The sequence below is a fragment of the Sphingopyxis sp. EU05-FHT14B03 genome, assembly GCF_058790875.1.
Genome location: NZ_JBYTDC010000003.1, coordinates 532,581 through 552,377, shown reverse-complemented (window position 1 = coordinate 552,377; position 19,797 = coordinate 532,581). Strand labels below are relative to the sequence as shown.

16 protein-coding genes are annotated in these 19,797 nt (G+C 66.4%); 10 read left to right on the top strand and 6 right to left on the bottom strand.

What is annotated here, in order from left to right; all coding sequences use genetic code 11:
* Positions 1-302 precede the first annotated feature (302 nt).
* Genes AC3WS4_RS19230 through AC3WS4_RS19220 form a run of 3 tightly spaced genes read left to right on the top strand, consistent with a single transcriptional unit; the run spans position 303 to position 2,562 of the window.
* The gene (locus tag AC3WS4_RS19230; RefSeq protein ID WP_492737451.1) at positions 303-767 is read left to right on the top strand and encodes a DUF1203 domain-containing protein; all 465 of its coding nucleotides are present in this window, start codon (positions 303-305) and stop codon (positions 765-767) included.
* Positions 768-769: 2 nt separating this feature from the next.
* Positions 770-1,804, top strand: coding sequence for a bifunctional DNA-binding transcriptional regulator/O6-methylguanine-DNA methyltransferase Ada (gene ada / locus AC3WS4_RS19225; protein ID WP_492737449.1), 1,035 nt, complete (start codon positions 770-772; stop codon positions 1,802-1,804).
* The gene (locus AC3WS4_RS19220; protein WP_492737447.1) at positions 1,804-2,562 is read left to right on the top strand and encodes an isocitrate lyase/PEP mutase family protein; all 759 of its coding nucleotides are present in this window, start codon (positions 1,804-1,806) and stop codon (positions 2,560-2,562) included. The genes ada and AC3WS4_RS19220 overlap by 1 nt, the downstream gene beginning before the upstream one ends.
* On the opposite strand, the gene AC3WS4_RS19215 is transcribed toward AC3WS4_RS19220, so the two are convergent.
* The 4 genes from AC3WS4_RS19215 to AC3WS4_RS19200 all read right to left on the bottom strand — a co-directional run bounded on the left by AC3WS4_RS19215 (position 2,556) and on the right by AC3WS4_RS19200 (position 9,791).
* The gene (locus tag AC3WS4_RS19215; RefSeq protein ID WP_492737445.1) at positions 2,556-4,115 is read right to left on the bottom strand and encodes a hypothetical protein; all 1,560 of its coding nucleotides are present in this window, start codon (positions 4,113-4,115) and stop codon (positions 2,556-2,558) included. The genes AC3WS4_RS19220 and AC3WS4_RS19215 overlap by 7 nt on opposite strands.
* A gap of 73 nt (positions 4,116-4,188) precedes the next feature.
* Positions 4,189-6,357 carry a primosomal protein N' gene (locus tag AC3WS4_RS19210; protein WP_492737443.1) on the bottom strand — a complete coding sequence of 723 codons (2,169 nt, stop codon included), beginning with the start codon at positions 6,355-6,357 and terminating at the stop codon, positions 4,189-4,191.
* Between the two features lie 136 nt (positions 6,358-6,493).
* Positions 6,494-7,579: a PepSY-associated TM helix domain-containing protein gene (locus AC3WS4_RS19205; protein ID WP_492738074.1), complete on the bottom strand. Its 1,086-nt coding sequence runs from the start codon at positions 7,577-7,579 to the stop codon at positions 6,494-6,496.
* A 4-nt stretch (positions 7,580-7,583) separates the two neighbouring features.
* Positions 7,584-9,791: a TonB-dependent receptor gene (locus AC3WS4_RS19200; protein ID WP_492737441.1), complete on the bottom strand. Its 2,208-nt coding sequence runs from the start codon at positions 9,789-9,791 to the stop codon at positions 7,584-7,586.
* Between the two features lie 143 nt (positions 9,792-9,934).
* Between AC3WS4_RS19200 and AC3WS4_RS19195 the strand changes: the two genes are divergently transcribed.
* On the top strand, positions 9,935-12,247 hold the full coding sequence (locus AC3WS4_RS19195) for a patatin-like protein (protein WP_492737440.1): 2,313 nt from the start codon (positions 9,935-9,937) through the stop codon (positions 12,245-12,247).
* Positions 12,248-12,366: 119 nt separating this feature from the next.
* Here the strand turns inward: AC3WS4_RS19195 and dnaJ are convergent, their stop codons facing one another.
* Both dnaJ and dnaK read right to left on the bottom strand, forming a co-directional pair.
* On the bottom strand, positions 12,367-13,479 hold the full coding sequence (gene dnaJ / locus AC3WS4_RS19190) for a molecular chaperone DnaJ (protein ID WP_492737438.1): 1,113 nt from the start codon (positions 13,477-13,479) through the stop codon (positions 12,367-12,369).
* A 59-nt stretch (positions 13,480-13,538) separates the two neighbouring features.
* Positions 13,539-15,443: a molecular chaperone DnaK gene (gene dnaK / locus AC3WS4_RS19185; protein ID WP_056345316.1), complete on the bottom strand. Its 1,905-nt coding sequence runs from the start codon at positions 15,441-15,443 to the stop codon at positions 13,539-13,541.
* A gap of 151 nt (positions 15,444-15,594) precedes the next feature.
* On the opposite strand from dnaK, the gene AC3WS4_RS19180 reads away from it, so the two are divergent.
* From AC3WS4_RS19180 to AC3WS4_RS19155, 6 genes are all read left to right on the top strand, one after another.
* Positions 15,595-16,140, top strand: a complete 546-nt coding sequence (locus tag AC3WS4_RS19180) for a copper chaperone PCu(A)C (RefSeq protein ID WP_492737437.1) — start codon at positions 15,595-15,597, stop codon at positions 16,138-16,140.
* Positions 16,141-16,268: 128 nt separating this feature from the next.
* Positions 16,269-16,757, top strand: a complete 489-nt coding sequence (locus tag AC3WS4_RS19175) for a vgr related protein (RefSeq protein WP_492738072.1) — start codon at positions 16,269-16,271, stop codon at positions 16,755-16,757.
* Positions 16,754-17,326: a hypothetical protein gene (locus AC3WS4_RS19170; RefSeq protein WP_492737435.1), complete on the top strand. Its 573-nt coding sequence runs from the start codon at positions 16,754-16,756 to the stop codon at positions 17,324-17,326. The genes AC3WS4_RS19175 and AC3WS4_RS19170 overlap by 4 nt, the downstream gene beginning before the upstream one ends.
* A gap of 12 nt (positions 17,327-17,338) precedes the next feature.
* Positions 17,339-17,857, top strand: a complete 519-nt coding sequence (locus tag AC3WS4_RS19165; protein ID WP_492737434.1) for a PH domain-containing protein — start codon at positions 17,339-17,341, stop codon at positions 17,855-17,857.
* Between the two features lie 38 nt (positions 17,858-17,895).
* Entirely contained in the window at positions 17,896-18,315 is a 420-nt protein-coding gene (locus AC3WS4_RS19160) for a hypothetical protein (protein WP_492742928.1), read from the top strand.
* A gap of 33 nt (positions 18,316-18,348) precedes the next feature.
* Entirely contained in the window at positions 18,349-19,701 is a 1,353-nt protein-coding gene (locus AC3WS4_RS19155; RefSeq protein ID WP_492737430.1) for a DNA recombination protein RmuC, read from the top strand.
* Positions 19,702-19,797: the final 96 nt, after the last annotated feature.

The following is a 19,797-nucleotide window of genomic DNA, read 5'->3' as shown; positions in this document are numbered from 1 at the left end:
CAATGCTATAATACAGCAATACGGTCCATGGGCGAAAATGGTGGGTTTTGTTGGAAAGGCGATGTTCGCCTGTTCCACAACCGTCACCCCCGGCTTGACCCGGGGCCTGCCTGATCTTGAAGAAAAGGCGGGTCCCGGGTCAAGTCCGGGATGACGGAGGAGGGGGCAACGGCGGCAGAAATCCGCCCCAAAACTACCCCCTCCACTCATCCGACGCCCGCTGCGATGTTTGAACGCAAGCATCGGGACGCAGGCTTCGCGGCACGCGGGCATAGGGGTTTCAACGCAGTGAAAGGACCCCCATGACCTATCAGATCACCGGGCTCAGCCCCGATCCCTTCGTGCCCTATTTCGCGATGGACGATGCCGAACTGGCGGTGCACGGCGCCCGCCGCGTCACCGCGGGCGCCGACCGCGGCTTCCCGTGCCGCATCAGCCTGCAGGATGCGCGCGCTGGCGAGGGGCTGATCCTGCTCCACCATGTCAGCCACGATGTCGCGACGCCGTACCGCAGCGCTTATGCCATCTATGTGCGGCCCGGCGTCGAAGCGGCGACTTACGTCGATACCACGCCGCCGGTATTCGAAGGCCGTCCGCTCGCGCTCCGCGCCTTCGACGCTGGCGGCATGCTGCAGGACGCGCGGCTCGCGGGACCGGGCGAGGCCGACGCGGCGATCCGCGACCTGTTGGCGGGCGATGCCATCGCCTATATCGACGCGCATAATGCCGCGCACGGCTGCTTCGCCGCGCGGATCGAGAGGAACTGACCATGGCCTTCTCCACCATGACCGATGACGAGCGCTGGGACGCGGTGCAGGCGCGCGACAAGGCCTATGACGGCCGCTTCATCACCGGGGTGCTCACCACCGGCATCTATTGCCGCCCGAGCTGCGCCGCGCGCCATCCCCTGCGCCAGAACGTCCGCTTCTTCGCCGATGGCGCCGCGGCGAGGGCGACCGGCCTGCGCCCGTGCAAGCGTTGCCTGCCCGACGACGTCGCGCGTGACGAGGGTGCGGTGATCAAGGCGATCGCCGCGATCAAGGGCAGCGAGGAGCCGCTCGCACTCGCCGATCTCGCCGCGCGCACCGGCTATTCGCCGACCCATTTCCAGCGCGTCTTCACCCGCCACACCGGCCTGTCGCCCGCCGCTTACGCGCGCGCGCTGCGCGAGGAACGCGCGCGGCAGGCGCTCAGCGAGGGCGCCCGGGTGACCGACGCGATCTACGATGCGGGCTTTTCGGGGCCGTCGCGTTTCTATGACAATATGGAGGGACGCATGGGCATGACGGCGTCGGCTTGGGTCAACGGCGGCAAGGGCGCGACGATCCACTGGGCGGTGGTGCCGACCAGCCTCGGCGAGATGCTCGTCGCGGCGACTGAGAAGGGTGTGTGCCGGTTGAGCTTCGCCGAAGGGCGCGAAGCGCTCGAGGAGCGTTTCCCCGCCGCCAAGCTGATCGAAGGCGGCAGCGATTTCGCCGCGCTGCTCAAACAGGTCATCGACGCGGTCGAGGCGCCGGTGAACGGCTTCGATCATATCCCGCTCGACGTGAAGGGCACCGCGTTCCAGGAAGCGGTGTGGCGCGAGCTCAGGACGATTCCGGCGGGCGAGACGCGCAGCTATGCCGACATCGCGGCGGCGGTCGGCAAGCCGAAGGCGGTGCGCGCGGCGGGCAGCGCCAATGGTGCGAATAATGTCGCGGTGCTCATTCCATGCCACCGTGTGCTACGCAGCGACGGAACGCTCGGCGGCTATGCCTATGGCCTGCCGATCAAGGAAGAATTGCTCAAGCGGGAGAGTTTCTGATGTCTGACAAGATTGCGGCTTTCAAGGCGCTCCACATCCCCGGCGACCCGCTGATCCTCGTCAACATCTGGGACGCGGGGAGCGCGAAGGCGGTCGCCGCGGCGGGCGCCAAGGCGATCGCGACGGGCAGTTACGGCGTCGCGGGGGCGCAGGGCCGCGCCGATGGCGAGGATTTCCCGCTCGAAGATGTGTTCGAAAATCTGGCGCGCATCCTGTCGGTCACCGACCTGCCGGTCACGATCGACATGGAATCGGGCTATGGCGCCGACCCCGCGGCAGTCGGCGTCTCGGTCGCTCGCGCGCGCGAAGCTGGCGCGGCGGGGATCAACATGGAGGACCGGTTGCCCGGCGAGACCGCCCTGCTACCGATCGCGGAGGCCACCGCGCGCTACCGCGCTGCCGCCGACACCGGCATTTTCGTCAACGCGCGCTGCGACACCTTTCGCGGCGCCGATGTCGCGCAGGATGGCGATGCGCTGGTCGCCGCAACGCTCGAACGCGCGCGCGCTTATGCCGATGCCGGCGCGGGATCGCTGTTCGTGCCCTTCCTGCTCGATCCGAAATGCATCGGCGCGATCTGCGACGCTTCGCCGCTGCCGGTGAACATCCTGCGCGGCAAGGGCGGTCCGACGCACACGGACCTCGCCGGCCTCGGCGTCGCGCGGATCAGCCATGGGCACCAGCCATGGGCGGCGGCGATGGCGTGGCTCACCGCGCAGGCGCAGCAGGTATTGGGCGGCGCCGAACCCGATTATTGACGCGGCTGATCCGTCGCTTCGGGCGACGCTGCCTCCTCGGCCGCCGCGCCGGATCCACCGGCGCGGCGATCGCGCATCGCTTCGAGCTGGTTCAGTAAGTCCTCGCCGCCGCCGCCGTGTGGGTCGAAGGCGACCGACTTTGCCAGCTTGATGGCCGGTTCGAAATCGCCCTTGTTGGCGAGAGAAAAGGCATATTCCATGCGCAGCTGGATATCCTCGGGCGCCAGCGAAAAGGCCTGCGCAAGCCCCTGGATGGCGATGTCGGGCGGCATTACGCCCTGATCGACGAAGCTTCGGAAATAGGCGTAGAGCGGTACCGGGTCGTCGGGATTGGTGCGATTGGCATGCGCGATCGGCTTGCGCACCTCGCGCCAGGCGGCGGCGGTGAAATCATTCTTCTTGTCCATGTCGAGCGCCAGCAGCCGGCCGAGCAGGACATTGGCGCGGACATGATCGGCGTCGAGCGCCAGCGCCTTGTCGGTCGCCGCCCGCACGGCGGCCAGATCGCGCTCTTCCTCATCGATCTCCCATTCGGCCATCGCCAGCTCGAACCAGGCATTGGCATGGCCGGGGTGCAGTGCGGTCAGCCCCCGCAACTGGTCGCGCACCCTGGCAAGGCGTTCCTTGTCGCGGCTCGCGCTCATCCGTTCGAGCCGCAGATCGATCAGCGCATCTTCGGCCGCCACCAGCGGCGTGATCGCGATATTGCCGGGGATAGCGATCGGTTCGAGCGAGGTGCGATAGGTGAGCGGGCGCAGGGTGTAGCGATTGAGATCCTTGTCGAGCTGCGCGAGATCGCCGAACGCCTCGACCGCCGCCTTCTTCGCCTCCTCGCCGCGATTGATCGCTTCGATATATTTGGTGAGCTGCCCGGCGCGCGACGCGTCGTTGTAGAGCATGTGCGTCAGGATCCACGAGCGTCCGTAATAGACGTCGACCTGGCCCGAATTGCGCATCGCGCCGGGCTGGACGAACAGCAGTTTCTCGGCCGGTATCTTCGGCATTTCGAGCAGGCCATAGGCGCGGCCATAGGCTGGCCGGCCGATTTCGGCCTTGCCCTCGCGGTTGAAATCGACGGTCGAATAATATTCGGCGAAGCCCTCGATGAACCACGCGGGGAAGGCCGCATGGACATAGCGTTTCATGAAATGATGGCCATATTCGTGAAACAGGGTCTGCTGCGATTGCGGGGTGCCCAGGCCGCCGCCCAGATCCTCGCGATGCGACACGGCAAAGCTGCCTTCGGGGTCGGGGCTGTAAAAACCGGCGATCGACGAACCGCGCTTGCCCGACATCAGTCGCCCGGCATCCTCGGCACGGGGCAGGAGGTAGATGGTCAGCCGGTTCGGCTCCTTGCCCCCCGGCACCTTGAAGCGAAAGCGCAGCGTCGCATCGAAGCGTTGCAGATTCTCCGCGAAATCGCGCAGCGACCGCTCATTGCCCTCGCTGTAGATGATGAAATTGTCGGTGTCGGCGCGCAGCCATTTGGCCTGTGCGCCCGTCGCCGCCAGCGCCGCGATCAGCGCCAGCGCCGCCATTGCCCCCTTATGCATGTCTCATCCCCCGGCACACCCCTCTGCCCGGCCATGCTGCCAAGCAGGCGGCGGGCTGTAAAGCCCTGACCCGTCAAACGAAACTATAGGGGTCGATGTCGATCGCCAGCCGCGCCTTCGACGGCCAGTCGATCTGGCCGACCCACTCGCGGATTGTGCCTTGCAGGTCGAAGCTGCGCGGCGCGTGGAGCAACAGGCGGAAACGGTGGCGTCCGCGCAGCATCGCGAGCGGGGCCGGGGCGGGGCCATAGACGGCAAGACCCTCGGCGACCGGGGCTTTCTGCCCCAGCCGCTGCGCGACGCCGCGCGCGACTTCGATATCCTCCGACGAAATCACCAGCGCGGCGAAGCGGCCATAGGGCGGGGCGCCGGCGTGCTTTCGCGCCGCGGCCTCGGCGGCATAGAAACCGTCGCGGTCGTTCGCGACCAGCGCCGCCATCACCGGCGCGTCGGGCACACGCGTCTGGATCAGCACTTCGCCGGGCTTCACGCCGCGCCCGGCGCGCCCCGCGACCTGCGCGATCTGCTGGAAGGTGCGTTCGGACGCGCGCAGGTCGCCGCCGTCGAGCCCGAGGTCGGCGTCGACCACGCCGACGAGGGTGAGGTTGGGGAAATGATAGCCCTTGGTGACGAGTTGCGTCCCGATGATGATGTCGACCAGCCCGCCCTCCACATTGTCGACGAATTCTGCGGCTTTCGCGGGCGACCAGAGCGTATCGCTGGTGACGATCGCGACGCGTGCCTCAGGGAAACGCAGGCGCACCTCGTCAGCGACGCGTTCGACGCCGGGTCCGCAGGCGACGAGGCTGTCCTCATCCTCGCATTCGGGGCACAGCCGCGGCGGCGGCATGACATGGCCGCAATGGTGGCAGGCGAGCCGGTGGACCAGCCGGTGCTCGACCATCCACGCGGTGCAGTTCGGGCACTGGATGCGGTGGCCGCAGGTGCGGCACAAGGTCAGCGGGGCAAAGCCGCGGCGGTTTAAAAAGAGCAGGCTCTGCTCGCCCTTGGCAAGCCGGTCGGCGAGCGCGTTGACCAGCGGCGGCGCGAGCCAGGTACCGCGGTCGGGCGGGTCCTGCCGCATGTCGATCGCCGCGAGATCGGGCAAAGTGGCGCCGCCGAAGCGCGCGGGCAGCTGGATATGGCGGTAGCGCCCCGCCTCGACCATCGCGAGGCTTTCGAGCGCGGGGGTCGCACTCGCGAGGACCACCGGCAGCCCTTCGAAATGCCCGCGCATCACCGCGACATCGCGCGCGTGATAATGGACGCCGTCTTCCTGCTTGAAGCTTGTTTCATGCGCTTCGTCGACGACGATCACGCCGAGCCGTGCATAGGGCAGGAACAGTGCCGAGCGCGCGCCGATGACGATGCGCGCGTCACCGTTCGCGATGGCATGCCAGGCGCGGCGGCGCTCGGCCGAGCGGAGGCCTGAATGCCACCCAACCGGCTCGCAGCCGAAGCGCGCCGCAAAGCGCGTCAACATCGGCTCGGTCAGCGCGATTTCGGGGAGTAGCACCAGCGCCTGCTTGCCCGCGTCGATCGCGGCGGCGATCGCCTCCATATAGACTTCGGTCTTGCCCGACCCGGTGACCCCGTCGAGCAGCAGGGTCTCGAATTTTTCGGCTGCCACCGCCGCGATCAGCCGCGCCGCCGCCGCGGTCTGTTCGTCCGATAGGTCGGGCGGCGCGAAGGCCGGATCGGGAGCGGGATAAGGCGCGTCGGCCGAAACCGCGACCGCCTCGAGCGCGCCGGTGTTCACCAGCCCGCGCACCACCGCCTCGCTGACCTCGGCAAGCGCAGCGAGTTCGCGCACCGTTCCTTGTGAGCGTCCGATCATGTCGAGCGCGACCGTCCGCTGCGGCGTCATCCGCTTGGGCAGCTCACCCGTCGCGCGATATTCGATGATCGGGCGCCGTGCATCGGCGAAGGCGACCCCGGGCAGCACCATGCGCAGCACCGACCCCGGCGGCGCGAGGTAATAGTCGCTCGTCCATTCGACGAGACGGCGGAGCGGCGCCTGGATTGGCGGCACCGGCACGACCTCGAACAGGTTACGCAACCGGTTGTCGCCGACGGCTTCCGGCGATCCGAAACTTTGGTCTTCCCACATCACCCCGCCGAGCTTGCGTGGTCCGAGCGGCGCGACGACGACGCTGCCGAGTTCGGCCTCCATGCCATAGGGCACCCGGTAGTCGAGCGGGCCGAGGGCGGCGGTAAGCAGGAGGACGCGGGCGCGGGTCATGGGACTGGGCAGGATATAGGGCGGCGGGTAAAATAGGAAAGCGGCGCGTCGAGAACCGTCGCCCCCGCGAAGGCGGGGGCCGCTATCGGCCTTGCGCAACATTTCCAGCGACCCCCGCCTTCGCGGGGGCGACGAGTTAAGTGGACGCCAGCGCGGCTTTCTTCGCCGTCCGTTTTACAGGCTTCGGACGCCTGAACCAGAAGCTCCACACCGCGAAGCTGCCGAGCATCGTCATCGCGAGGCCGGAGAGCGTCATCAATATCCGCCAACTCCAGCCGCCGACCTTCGACGCATGGATCGGGAAGGCCATGTTGAACGCCCGCGCGCCGCCGGGCATCGCCAGCGCATCGCGCGCGCCGAGCACTTCGCCCGTCGCGGCGTCGAACCACAATGTCGAACGGCCGTTGGGCAACCATTCGGCCTGCTGGCGCATCCGCAGCATGATCGCGTCGCCGGGCTTGCGCGGCAGCGACAGGATGCGGAACTCGGCATCGGGAAAGCGCCGCCGCGCTTCGGTCAGCATCGCGGCGTAATCGGGCTTCGCGGCGAGCGGGCCGCCGCTGTATTTCGGCGGCTCGATCGCCCTGGCGGCCTCGGCCGGCGATCCGAAGGGGGCGATCATCACCATCGCGAAGGGACGGAAGATCATCATCGTGCCGGTGACGACCGAGATCAGCAACAGCGGCGCCACGACCACGCCCAGGTCGCGATGCTGCATCACGATCGCGGGGCGGCTCATCCGCTTCGGCCACAGCCGCAGCCTGAAGGTCTTTCGCGTCCGCCACCACAGGACGACGCCTGAAATCACGAAGAACAGGCCGGCCAGCCCGGCGATGCCGATCACCCATTCGCCGCTGTCGCCCGCGAACAGATGATGATGGAAATCAAAGATCCACAGTTCGGGTCGCTCCCACTGGCTCGCCCAGCGTGTGACGACCTCGCCCGACTGGCTGGCATAGGCGCCCGCCTCCTTGCCGAGGCGGAGCTGGTGGAGCCCGAAGCGCTCGTCGGCATAGATGATGCCCTGTGCGCCGGGCATCGCCATCAGTCGCTCGGTCGTCGCGGCGACCGTGGGCAGGTCGCCGCGCAGCGCGTCGCCGGTGCCCGGCAGCCCGATCCACAGATGCTCATAGAGCAGGATCGTGCCCGACAGCCCGAGCAGCGCGAGGACGAGGCCGAGCAGGCCCCCGGCCCAGCGATGGAGGGTGTCGAGCAGCGCCATCATGTTAGAAGCGATAGTCCCAGCCAAGCGCGAAGGTTCGCCCGCGTCCCGCAAAGAAGGCGAGATTGTCGGTCGGCAGCCGCGTGTCGCTCGAATAGTCGATGTAGAATTTGTCGAACAGGTTCTGGACGCTCAGGCTGAGTCCGCCAAAGCCGGTCTGGTAACGGATGCTGGCATCGGTGAGGTTGTAGCCGCCGAAATTGTTGCGCTGGTCGGGGTTCGCCTTGCCGTGGAAGCTCTTGGACAGGAAGAATTGCGTCTGCACCAGCGCCGAGAGAGGCCCCTTGTTGTAGCTCGCGTTGAGGTTCAGGCGGTCGGGCGAGATGTTGGTGCCATCGAGGTCGGTGTCGACGATCCCATCGGGGTTCGCGCTGTCGCTGTCATACCGGCCCTGCAGATGCGCATAGCCGACGCCAAGCTTCAGCCCGTCGATCGGCATCGCGACGCGCAGGTTGAGTTCGAGCCCCTCGATTTCGACGCGTTGGCGCTGGACGTCGAAGATGCGGTCGGGCCGCGCGATGAGCAGCTGGCCCTTGTCGCTCGACGACCAGAAATAGGTCGCGCTGGCATCGAGCGGGCCGCGCTTCAACTCGATGCCGATCTCGCGGTTGTTCGACACGATCGGCGAGATGTCGAGGAAGCTGTCGAGGTCGACCCCGGTGCGGTTCACCGCGCGGGTGATGCGACCGATGTCGGGCACGGTGAAGCCTTCGGCGTAGCTCGCATAGGCGCGGATGCCCGCCCATGGCTCGACGATCAGGCCGCCGTTGATCAGCAGGTCCTGGAACTTGGGCTTGCCGCCCGCGACGTCGACGCCGCCATAGGTTGCGGTGCCGCAGTTGGTGGTGACGGTCGCCGAGCAGGCGACGAAGGTGGTCGAGGCGAGTGTGTGATAATCGTCGATTTCGATCTTCACATTTTCCCAGCGCACCCCGCCCGCGAGGCGGACGAGACCGTCGAACAATTTGAGGTTCGCCTGGCCGAAGGGCGCGAGGCTGCGGAAATCGCTCGGCGGTACCCAGACGCGGCCCGTGGCGATCAGCGCCTGCTCGGTCTTGTCGACGAGCGCGTCGAAACCGACCGTGACGGTCAGGTCCTCGAAGCCCGGGACCGCACGTTCATAACTGAGCTTGGCGCCCAGTTTGCGGCTGCGGTTCTGCGACTGGTCGAACAGCGTGCCGACGGGGGCGAGCGCGGGGTCCTGGAAGGTCGCCTGTGTATTCACCTCGCCGCCGAAGGTGTCGCGGCTGCGGTTGAAGAAGATCTGGCTGACGAAATTGCCGCCGCCAAGGTCGGTATCGGTCAGCGACAGCGCGACGCTTTCGGTGCGGTTCTGCGCCGCTTCGCCCGGCGGGGTGCCGCGCACCGCGCTGGTCGGCACGCCGGTCAGGCGGTTGCCGGCGAGCGCGACATAGTCGCCGTCGCCCTTGAGCTCGAAACGACTGGCGGTCAGGTCAAGACGCGCCGTGGACGAAAGTTCGTAGCCGAGGCGCGCGAACAGCGAGAGCGTTTGCGAATCCTGCGTCTCGCCTTGCGTCAGGTTGATACCGATACGGCGGCCGTCGCCGTCGTAAAAGGCCCCGCGCCTTTCGAATGCGGCGCCGACGGTCGCATCGAAGCGCCCGGCCTTATACTGGACGAGGCCCGCGACCTTGCCGCCCAGCCCGTCCTTGCTGAAGCCATCGTCGGCCGTGCCCTGCAGCAGGAAGCGACCACCGAGACCCTCGGTTCTCGGCGCGCCGACGGTGACCTGGTTGACGATACCGCCGGTGCCGCCGACCCCTTGCAGCGCGTTCGACCCATAGATCAGCTCGACGCGGTCGATGAAGAAGCCGTCGATGGTGAAGCCGTCGCGGCTGCCGTCGCGCATCGGGGTCGACTGCGGGATGCCGTTGATCGCATAGAGCGGCGAGCGGCCGCGCAGCGTCTCGCCCGCGCCCGAGAGCTTCTGGCGCGTGGGCGAGAAACTGGGGGTCAGGCTCGACACCGCGTCGGTGATCGATCCCGATATCGCGATCTGCTGGTCGAGCGTGTCCTTGCCGATGATGTCGATGGTCAGCGGCAGGGCGTTCGGCGGCAAGATGGTGCGCGCCGCCGTGACGACGATCGTGTCTTCACCGGTCCCCTTGTCGGTCGCGGTGTCGTCCTGTGCGATGGCGGGGGACGACAGCATGGTGCAAGCCAGCATGGCGACGGCAAATTTGCGATTCATTCTCGGCTCCTGTTTGCAAGGGCCGCTAATGCGAATGATTTGCATAGGCAAGAGAAAAGCCCGAAGAATCGCTTGGCAGGCGGCTTTGTCACGGGGCTGTGGAAAATTGGCCACACCAGGGAAAGCGCGCTATCAGCCTGACCATGCGCGAGAAGGAACTGCGTTTCGCCCTGATTTGCTACGGCGGCATCAGCCTCGCCGTCTATATGCACGGCATCACCAAGGAGGTGTGGCGACTCGCCGCGGCGTCGCGCGCCTTCCACGACGGCGGTGCGCTCAGCGGCGTCGGGACTGTCTATCGCGACCTGCTCGCGTCCATCGCCGAACGCAGCACCATCCGCCTGCGCGTGCTCGCTGACATCGTCGCGGGCGCCAGCGCGGGCGGGATCAACGGCATCTTTCTCGCCCGCGCGCTCGCCACCGGCCAGTCGCTCGACCCGCTCACCGACCTGTGGCTCGACGATGCCGACGTCGATCATCTGATCGACCCCGACGCGCGGCCTTTGTCGGCGGCGACCAAATTCTGGGCGGTGCCGATCGCCGGTTGGATGATGAAAAAGCGCGGCAATGTCATCGACCGCACGGTGGGCGAAGGCGCGCAGGACGAGGTGCGCGCGAAGCTGTCGCGCTTCGTGCGGGCGCGCTGGTTCGAACCGCCCTTCGGTGGCGAGACCTTTTCGAACCTGCTCCTCGATGCCTTCGACGCGATGGACCAAGGGCCGCGCGGACCCGCGCTGGTGCCGGCGGGGCAGCCCGTCGACCTGTTCGTTTCGGTCACCGATTTTGCCGGCCACCGCGTCTCGCTGTCGCTCAACAGCCCGCCGCGCGTGACCGAGGACGAGCATCGCCTGATTCTCCATTTCCGTCAGGACAGCCGTGCCGGCAAGGCGCTCGACGACGTCCCCGGCCTCGCTGCCGCGGCGCGCGCGACCGCGAGCTTTCCGGGCGCCTTCCCGCCCTTCACCCTGCGCGAACTCGACAGCGTACTCGACAAGCGCGGGATCGCCTGGCCCGGCCGCGACGGCTTCATCCGCGCGCAGCTGCCCGCAGGCGGCGAGGCCGATCCCGCCGACCGCGTGCTGATCGACGGCTCAGTGCTCGCCAACGCGCCCTTCCGCCCCGCGATCGCCGCGCTTAAACAGCGCCCGGCGCGGCGCGAGATCGATCGCCGCTTCATCTATATCGACCCGAAACCCGATTATCGCTCGATCAGCTTCGGCAAGCCCGGCGAAACCGCGGAGGGCGATGCCCCGCGCCTGCCCGGTTTCCTGCCGACGATCCTCGGCGCGATGTCGGAAATCCCCCGCGAACAGCCGATCCGCGACAATGTCGAGGCGATCGAGGGCATGTCGCGCCGCATCCGCCGGATGCAACATATCCTCGACGCGATGAAGGTCGAGGTCGAAGAGCAAGTGGCCGCGCTTTTCGGCACCACCTTCTTCCTCGACACCCCGACCACCGCCCGGCTCGCCAAATGGCGCGCCAAGGCGCAGGAACAGGCGGCCGAACGCGCGGGCTTCGCCTTCTCGCCCTATGGCCATCTCAAGCTGTCGGCGATGGTCGAGGACCTGGTCGGCATCGTCGATCGCCTCGCCCCGCCCGAAGGCGACATCCATCGCCGCAATCGCCGCCAGCAGCTCTGGGACGAGGTGCGCGCACGCGGGCTCGACCGTATTTCGGGCAGGCGCGGCGCGGGGGCGAGCAATGACGCCGTCACCTTCTTCCGCACACACGATCTCGGTTTCCGCGTGCGCCGCCTGCGCTTCCTCGCGCGCGAGCTCGACCGGGTGGTCGAGGCGCAGCGCGATACGCGCGACCCCGCGTGCGACGCGATGCGCGACACCATCTACGACGCACTCGGCGTCTATCTGGAGCGCGAGGGAGACAGCTGGTTCGCCGATCTCGATATCTCGGCCGACGCCGATGCCGGCCAGTGGATCGACGCCATCGCCGCGCGCCGCGACCTGATCGGCGCCGACGCTGCCGCCGACGCGCTGATCGCCGAAGGCCTCGGCGCCTTGCCCAAGGACGACCGGCGTGCACTGCTGCTCGCCTATCTCGGCTACCCCTTCTACGACATCGCGACGCTGCCGCTGCTCCAGGGCGAGGGGTTCGACGAGTTCGATCCGATCAAGATCGACCGCATCTCGCCGTCGGACGCGACCGCGATCCGTAGCGGCGGCGCGGCGGCGATGCTCAAAGGGATCGAGTTCAACAGCTTCGGCGCCTTCTTCAGCCGCGCCTATCGCGAGAACGACTATCTCTGGGGCCGCCTCCACGGCGCCGACCGGCTGATCGACATCGTCGCGTCGAGCGTAACAGGCGATGCAGCGCTGCCCGCCGACGAACTGAAGGCGATCAAGCACCGCGCGTTCCACGCGATTCTCGACGAGGAGGAGGAGCGGTTGCCCAAGGTGGCGGCGCTGATCGCGGAATTGCGGAAAGAAATCGGCTGACCACAAATGTCATCCCCGCGAAAGCGGGGACCCAGTGCGTGATTCGGCTTTCTTCACCCCTAGGTTCCCGCTTTCGCGGGAATGACAATGTTATGACATTCGCGGCGACCGCGGCGCGATCAATCCGTCAGATCGTCCCACATTTCCTTGATCCGCCCGAAAAAGCCCTGGCTCGCGGGGCATTCGTCGCCGGTCTCGGTTTCGCGGAATTCGGCGAGCAATTCCTTCTGCCGCGCGGTCAGCTTGGTCGGCGTCTCGACGTCGATCTGGACGACCAGGTCGCCATGGCCGCGCCCGTTGAGCACCGGCATGCCGGCGCCGCGCTGGCGCAATTGCTTGCCCGACTGGATGCCCGCCGGGATGCGGATGTCATGCTTGGCGCCGTCGAGTCCGGGGATGCTGATCTCGCCGCCGAGCGCCGCGGTGGTGAAGCTGATCGGCGCGCGCGTGAACAGCGTCGTGCCCTCGCGTTCGAAGACCTTGTGCCGCGCCATGTGGAGGAAGATGTAGAGGTCACCCGGCGCCGCGCCGCGCGCGCCGCTCTCGCCTTCGCCCGACAGGCGGATGCGCGTGCCTTCGTCGACCCCGGCGGGGACGTTGACGGTCAGCGTCTTGCGCCGATCGACACGGCCTTCGCCATGGCAGGTGTTGCAGGGATCGGCGATGACTTCGCCCGCGCCCTGGCAATTGGGGCAGGTGCGCTCGACCATGAAAAAGCCTTGCTGCGCGCGGACCTTGCCGTGGCCGGCGCAGGTGGTGCAGCGGTTGGTCTGGGTGCCGGGCTTGGCGCCCGATCCGTCGCAGCTGTCGCAGCGCGCCGCAACATCGACCTGGATATCGCGGGTGACGCCGGTGAAGGCATCCTCGAGCCGGATTTCCATGTCGTAACGCAGGTCGGCGCCGCGCGCGGGGCCGCGTTGCTGGCGCCCGCCGCCGAAGGCCGAACCAAAGATCGATTCGAAAATGTCGCCGATATCGCCGAAATCGGCATTGCCGCCCGCGCCATGCGGCATGCTCTTGCCGAACCGGTCATAGGCGGCGCGCTTCTGCGGATCGCGCAGGCAGTCATAGGCCTCGCTGATCGCTTTGAAGCGCGCCTCGCTGTCGCCGCACCCCGGATTCTTGTCGGGGTGATATTTCATCGCGAGCTTGCGATAACTCGCCTTCAGCGTCGCGTCGTCGGCGGTGCGCTCGCATTCGAGCAGTTCGTAATAATCGATGTCGAGCGACATAACCCAAATGCCCCCTCAGCCCCGCCGCGCGTCTGGCGCGCGGCGGGGAGAGTTTCTTCTTACTTCTTGTCGTCTTCGACTTCCGAGAATTCGGCGTCGACGACATCTTCGTCGGCTTTCGGAGCGTCGCCATCGGCGCTGGGGGACGCCGCAGCCTGCTGCTCCTGCTCATAGATCGCCTGGCCGAGCTTCATCGCGACCTGCGCGAGTGCCGCCGACTTTTCAGTCATCGCGGTGGCGTCGCCGCCTTCGACCGCGGTCTTGGCTTCGGCAACCGCCGCCTCGATCTCGGCCTTCAGGCTCGCGTCGACCTTGTCGCCATGTTCGCGCAGCTGGCTCTCGGTCGAGTGGATCAGGCTTTCGGCGTTGTTCTTCGCCTCGGCGGCCTCGCGGCGCACCTTGTCTTCCTCGGCGAACTGCTCGGCATCCTTGACCATCTGGTCGATGTCGGCGTCCGACAGGCCGCCCGACGCCTGGATCTTGATCTGCTGTTCCTTGCCGGTGCCCTTGTCCTTGGCGTGGACCGACACGATGCCGTTGGCGTCGATGTCGAAGGTCACCTCGATCTGCGGCACGCCGCGCGGCGCCGGCGGGATGCCGACCAGGTCGAACTGACCCAGCGCCTTGTTGTCGGCGGCCATTTCGCGCTCGCCCTGGAACACGCGGATCGTCACCGCCGACTGATTGTCGTCGGCGGTCGAATAGACCTGCGACTTCTTGGTCGGGATCGTGGTGTTGCGGTCGATCATGCGCGTGAACACGCCGCCCAGCGTCTCGATGCCGAGGCTCAGCGGGGTGACGTCGAGCAGCAGCACGTCCTTGACGTCGCCCTGCAGCACGCCCGCCTGGATCGCGGCGCCGATCGCGACGACTTCATCGGGGTTCACGCCGGTGTGCGGTTCCTTGCCGAAGAAATCCTTCACGACTTCGCGCACGCGCGGCATGCGCGTCATGCCGCCGACGAGGACGATTTCGTCGATCTCCTTGGGATCGACGCCGGCGTCCTTGATCGCCTTCTTGCACGGCTCGAGGGTGCGCTTGACGAGGTCTTCGACCAGCTTCTCGAGGTCGGCGCGGGTGATCGTCTTGACCAGATGCTTCGGACCGCTGGCATCGGCGGTGATGAAGGGTAGGTTGACCTCGGTCGTCGCGGCCGACGACAGTTCGATCTTCGCCTTTTCGGCGGCTTCCTTCAACCGTTGCAGCGCCAGCTTGTCGCCGCGCAGGTCGATGCCTTCGTCCTTCTTGAAGGTGTCGGCGAGGAAGGCGACGACCTTCGAGTCGAAATCTTCGCCGCCGAGGAAGGTGTCGCCGTTGGTCGACTTCACCTCGAACACGCCATCGCCGACCTCCAGGATCGAGATGTCAAAGGTCCCGCCGCCAAGGTCATAGACCGCGATCGTCTTGTTCTCGGACTTGTCGAGACCATAGGCCAGCGCCGCCGCGGTCGGCTCGTTGATGATGCGCAGCACTTCGAGGCCGGCGATCTTGCCGGCGTCCTTGGTCGCCTGGCGCTGGGCATCGTTGAAATAAGCGGGCACGGTGATCACCGCCTGCTCGACCTTTTCGCCCAGATAGGCCTCGGCGGTTTCCTTCATCTTCTGCAGGATGAACGCGCTGATCTGCGACGGCGAATAATCCTCGCCGCCCGCTTTGACCCACGCATCGCCGGTCGGACCCTTGGCGATCGCATAGGGGACGAGTTCCATGTCCTTCTTGGTCATCGGATCGTCGAAACGGCGGCCGATCAGGCGCTTCACCGCGTAAATGGTGTTTTCGGGATTGGTGACCGCCTGGCGCTTCGCGGGCTGGCCGATCAGCCGTTCGCCGTCCTTGGCGAAGGCGACGATCGACGGCGTCGTGCGCGTGCCTTCCACATTTTCGATCACCTTGGGTTTGCCACCCTCCATCACCGCCACGCAGCTGTTGGTGGTGCCGAGGTCGATCCCGATCACTTTGGCCATAGTCTTACACGTCCTTCATTGTCTCATTGGCGCCCTGAACAGGCACGCCTGGATAGGTTTCTGGCCGCGATATAGGTGCGCTAATCCTTGGCACAAGGACTCATTGGCCTTATCGGGGACAGGAAATTGCCCCTGTTTACGGAGACCCCCGATGAAGTTCTTTGCCCGCCGTCTCTTCCTCGGAGCCACCCTTGCCGCCACCGCGCTCACGCTGGCCGCGTGCGAGGAGAATATGGGCAAGGGGCCGGTGCTCCACATTTCGGGCGGTTATGTCGAAATGGGGGCGACCCCTGACCGGCCGGCGGTCGGTTATTTCACGGTGAAGGGCGGCGACGCGCCGGTCGAACTGGTCGCGGTGTCCGCCGACCTCGCGCAGCGCATCGAGATGCACGAGAGTGTCCGCGAAAACGGCATGATGACGATGAAGTCGATCGAACGTGCCCCGGTCCCGGCGCGCGGCACGCTGGAATTCAAGCAGGGCGGCAAGCATCTGATGATCTGGAACGTCAACCCCGCCGCGGTGCGCGCGGGCAAATTGTCGCTCGTCTTCATGTTCACCAACAACGACCGCATCATCGTCGACCTGCCGATCAAGAACGCCTCGACCGCGACCGCGGGCGACGGCGCGGCGATGGACCATGGCGCGATGGATCATGGCGGCGATGATGCCGGCAAGGCTGAAGCGGCCAAGAAGTAGCAGGTGGTTCGTCCCTCACGTCGTCATTGCGAGCGGAGCGAAGCAATCCAGAGCGGTTTGCGCCACTCTGGATTGCCGCGTCGCCCCGGATCAAGTCCGGGACTCCTCGCAATGACGGAGGAAAGATGATGGAGCGCGCCGGGCGCCGGCTGACGGAGGGAGAGGTCGCGCTCGCGCGCAGCGTGTTCGGCGATGCGATCGATTATGACGCGGTGCGCATCCGGCACCGCAAATGGATCTTCTTCCAGCCGCGCCAGATCGTGATGGCGCCGATGGGGCATCTGCATTTCCACCCGCGCGGCGACGTCTATTGCGACGATTTTTCCTGTCCCGTCAGTGATGCGACGCGCGCCAAGGGGCTATTCATCCACGAAATGACGCATGTCTGGCAGGCGCAGCAGCGCGGGCGCTGGTACCTCGTCTTCATGCGCCACCCCTTCGCGACCTATGACTACAGCCTCAAGCCCGGCTGGCCGCTGCATCGCTACGGGCTTGAACAACAGGCGGAGATCGTGCGCCATTACTGGATGCTGAGCGAGGGCATGACGATCGGCGGCGCGCCGGGGGTCGAGGCGTATCACGCGATATTGCCCGCCGCATGGAAGGCGATCGTGTGAGCGATTTCGAATTCGTCTTTGCGCTCTATAGTCTGCTCCTCGGCCTCTCGATGGTCGAGCTGCTCAGCGGCCTCGGCCGCGCGCTCGAAACCCGCTTCGCCGCCGAGGAAAGCCGCGCGAAATTCGCGATCGGCTGGCTCACCCCTTTGCTCGCGGTCTTCGTGATGCTCGACCTGCTGTCCTTCTGGCAGGCGGCGTGGACGGTGCGGGAGAGTATCGCGGTGTCGGGTCGCACGCTGATGGCGGTCGCCACCTTCGCCAGCCTCTATTTCCTCGCCGCGCGGCTCGTCTTTCCGTCACAGCCCGAGGGGTTCGCCAATCTCGACACCCATTATTTCCGCGTCCGCCGCATCGTCCTCGCGCTGCTGCTGGTGCTGCTCGGCGCGCAGCTTGCCTTCTATCTGTCGCATCCGGTGCTCGTCGCCGCGTTCAAACACCCGCTGGTGTGGGGGCTGACCTTCATCCTCGCCGGGCTGATGGTCGCGGCGATGTGGGTCAAAAGCGTGCGCGCGAGCGTCGCCGTCCTGTCGCTGCTCGTCGCGCGCTATGTCATCGTCTATCTGTTGTAAGGAGAGCCGCCGATGCCCGAAGTCCTTGACCGCTTTCGCTCCTCGACCTCGGGCTGGCTGCGCGGTACCCTGCTCGGCTGGCTGATCTGGTTGATGCTGCTGGCGGGCGGCATATTGACGCTCTGGCGCCTGCTCGACAGCACGGCGCCGGGCTGGTTCATATACGCGCAAATATTGATGTATGTCGCGGCAATCGCGGTCGTCGTTCTATATGTGCGCAACCTGATGGTCACATACGAACTGACCGAGGACCGGCTGATCCTGCGCAAGGGCATTTTCGTGAAGAGCATCGACGAGATCGAACTCTACCGTGTGAAGAATGTCCGCATGGACTTCACCCTCGTCAACCAATGGGCCGGGATCGGCACCATCGGCCTCGATTCGAGCGACGAGACGACGCGCGACGGCCCGCTGGTGATCCCGCACGTCGAACGCGCCGCCGAGCGGCGCGAGGAACTGCGCCGTCTGGTCGACGCCGCGCGCCAGAAGCGCCGCGTCCGCGAACTCGACGTCGCGAGCGACCTGCTCTGACCTTGCCTTCTCTCCGGACGATCCTGCGCGCCGCCCCGGTGCTGCTCGTCGCCGTTTTGGCGGCCTGCGCGCCGGACGGATACAGCGAGGAGAAGAGCTATCCGCTGCCGATCGGCGAGCTGCGCGACCATCTGCTCAACCGCAACTATGTCCCCGGCAGTATCGAAGGCATGCCGGGCTGGCAGGTCGAAACAAAGCTCCTCGATGCCCGGATGATCGTCTGGCGCATCCACTTCGATGGAAAATGGGAATATAACTGCTTTACCCAGATGACGCCGGGCGATGCGGGCCGCGACGAGACGCTGGTCCGGACCCATTGCGTGACCCCCGCCAATGATCTCCCCGATACACCAACGAGGGAGCGGACGATCGGCCTGTCGAAAATGATCGACCGGATCCTGACGTCGGTGACCAATCCTTTCGAAAAGAAACCGGGGCCCGAAGGTAGAAGCCTCTAGCCAAGCGCGCGCTGTTCGTCCTATGTTCCACATATGGATATCGTTTCGTTGCTCGTTGCCCTTGTCGCTCTCATCCTCGGGGGGCTGATCGGCTGGCTGTTCGCCGGGCGGCAGGCGGGGGCGCTGAAGGCCGAGCGCGACGGGCTTTCGGAGCGCTTTAGGATTGCGGTGACCGATCTCGCGGCCGAGGCCGAGGCGCGCAAGGCCGCCGACCTGCAACTCGCTGGGCTGGTCAGCGAACAGCGCGCGCGCGATGTGGCGCATGATGCGCAGATCGCGCAATTGAAGGACGCGCAGGCCGCGCTCACCGCGCAGTTCCGCGAGGTCGGGCAGGCGATGCTCGATGGCGCGCAAAAGACGTTCCTCGAACGCGCCGACGCGCGCTTCAAGGAGAGCGAGGCGACCACGGGGCAGCGGCTGCAAGGGCTGCTCAACCCGGTCCACGAACGGCTCGAAAAATATGAGCAGGCGGTCGCCAAGGTCGAGGCGGAGCGCCAGAACGCCTTCGGCCTGCTCCACGGCCAGATCGAATCGATGCGCGCGGGCACCGAACGCGTGTCGAGCGAGGCCGCAAAACTGGTCAACGCGCTGCGCAACGCCCCCAAGGCGCGGGGGCGCTGGGGCGAACAGCAATTGCGCAACGTGCTCGAAAGCTGCGGCCTGTCCGAACATGCCGATTTTCAGACCGAGGTCAGCGTCACCGATGGCGACGGCGGAAGGTTGCGCCCCGACATCGTCGTGCGCGTGCCCGGCGGCCAGAATCTCGTCATCGATGCAAAGGTCTCGCTCAACGCCTATCAGGACGCCTTCGGCGCGGTCGACGAGGGTGAGAAGGCGCTGCATCTTGCCGCGCACGCCGCCGCGATGAAGGCGCATGTCAACACCCTCGGCGCCAAATCCTATTGGAACCAGTTCGACGACACCCCCGATTTCGTCGTGATGTTCGTCCCCGGCGAACATTTCCTTGCGGCGGCGCTCGATCAGGATCCGGCGCTGTGGGACTATGCGTTCGAGCGCAAGGTGCTGCTCGCGACCCCGACGAACCTGATCGCGATCGCGCGCACCGTCGCGGCGGTGTGGCGGCAGGAAAAGCTCGCCAACCAGGCGCGCGAGATCGCTGCGCTCGGCAAGGAGCTTTATGCGCGCATGTCGGTGATGGGCTCGCATATCGCCAAGGTCGGGCGGAATCTTGATCAGGCAACAGGTGCGTACAACAGCTTCGTCGGCAGCTTTGAATCGCAGGTGCTGACCCAGGCGCGGCGCTTCGAGGCGCTCGATATCGAGACGGGCGACAAGGAAATTCCGTCGCTGCCGGTCGCCGAACAATCGGCCCGCCCGCTCGCGAAACTGGCGAGCGCTCCGGCGGCGGTCAACGACGGCGAATAAGACGGCTTTCGCGCACCCACCTCAAATTCCGTTTGTGTCGAGCGAAGTCGAGACACCCCGAAGTAGAGCGCTGCAGATGGGTGTCTCGACTTCGCT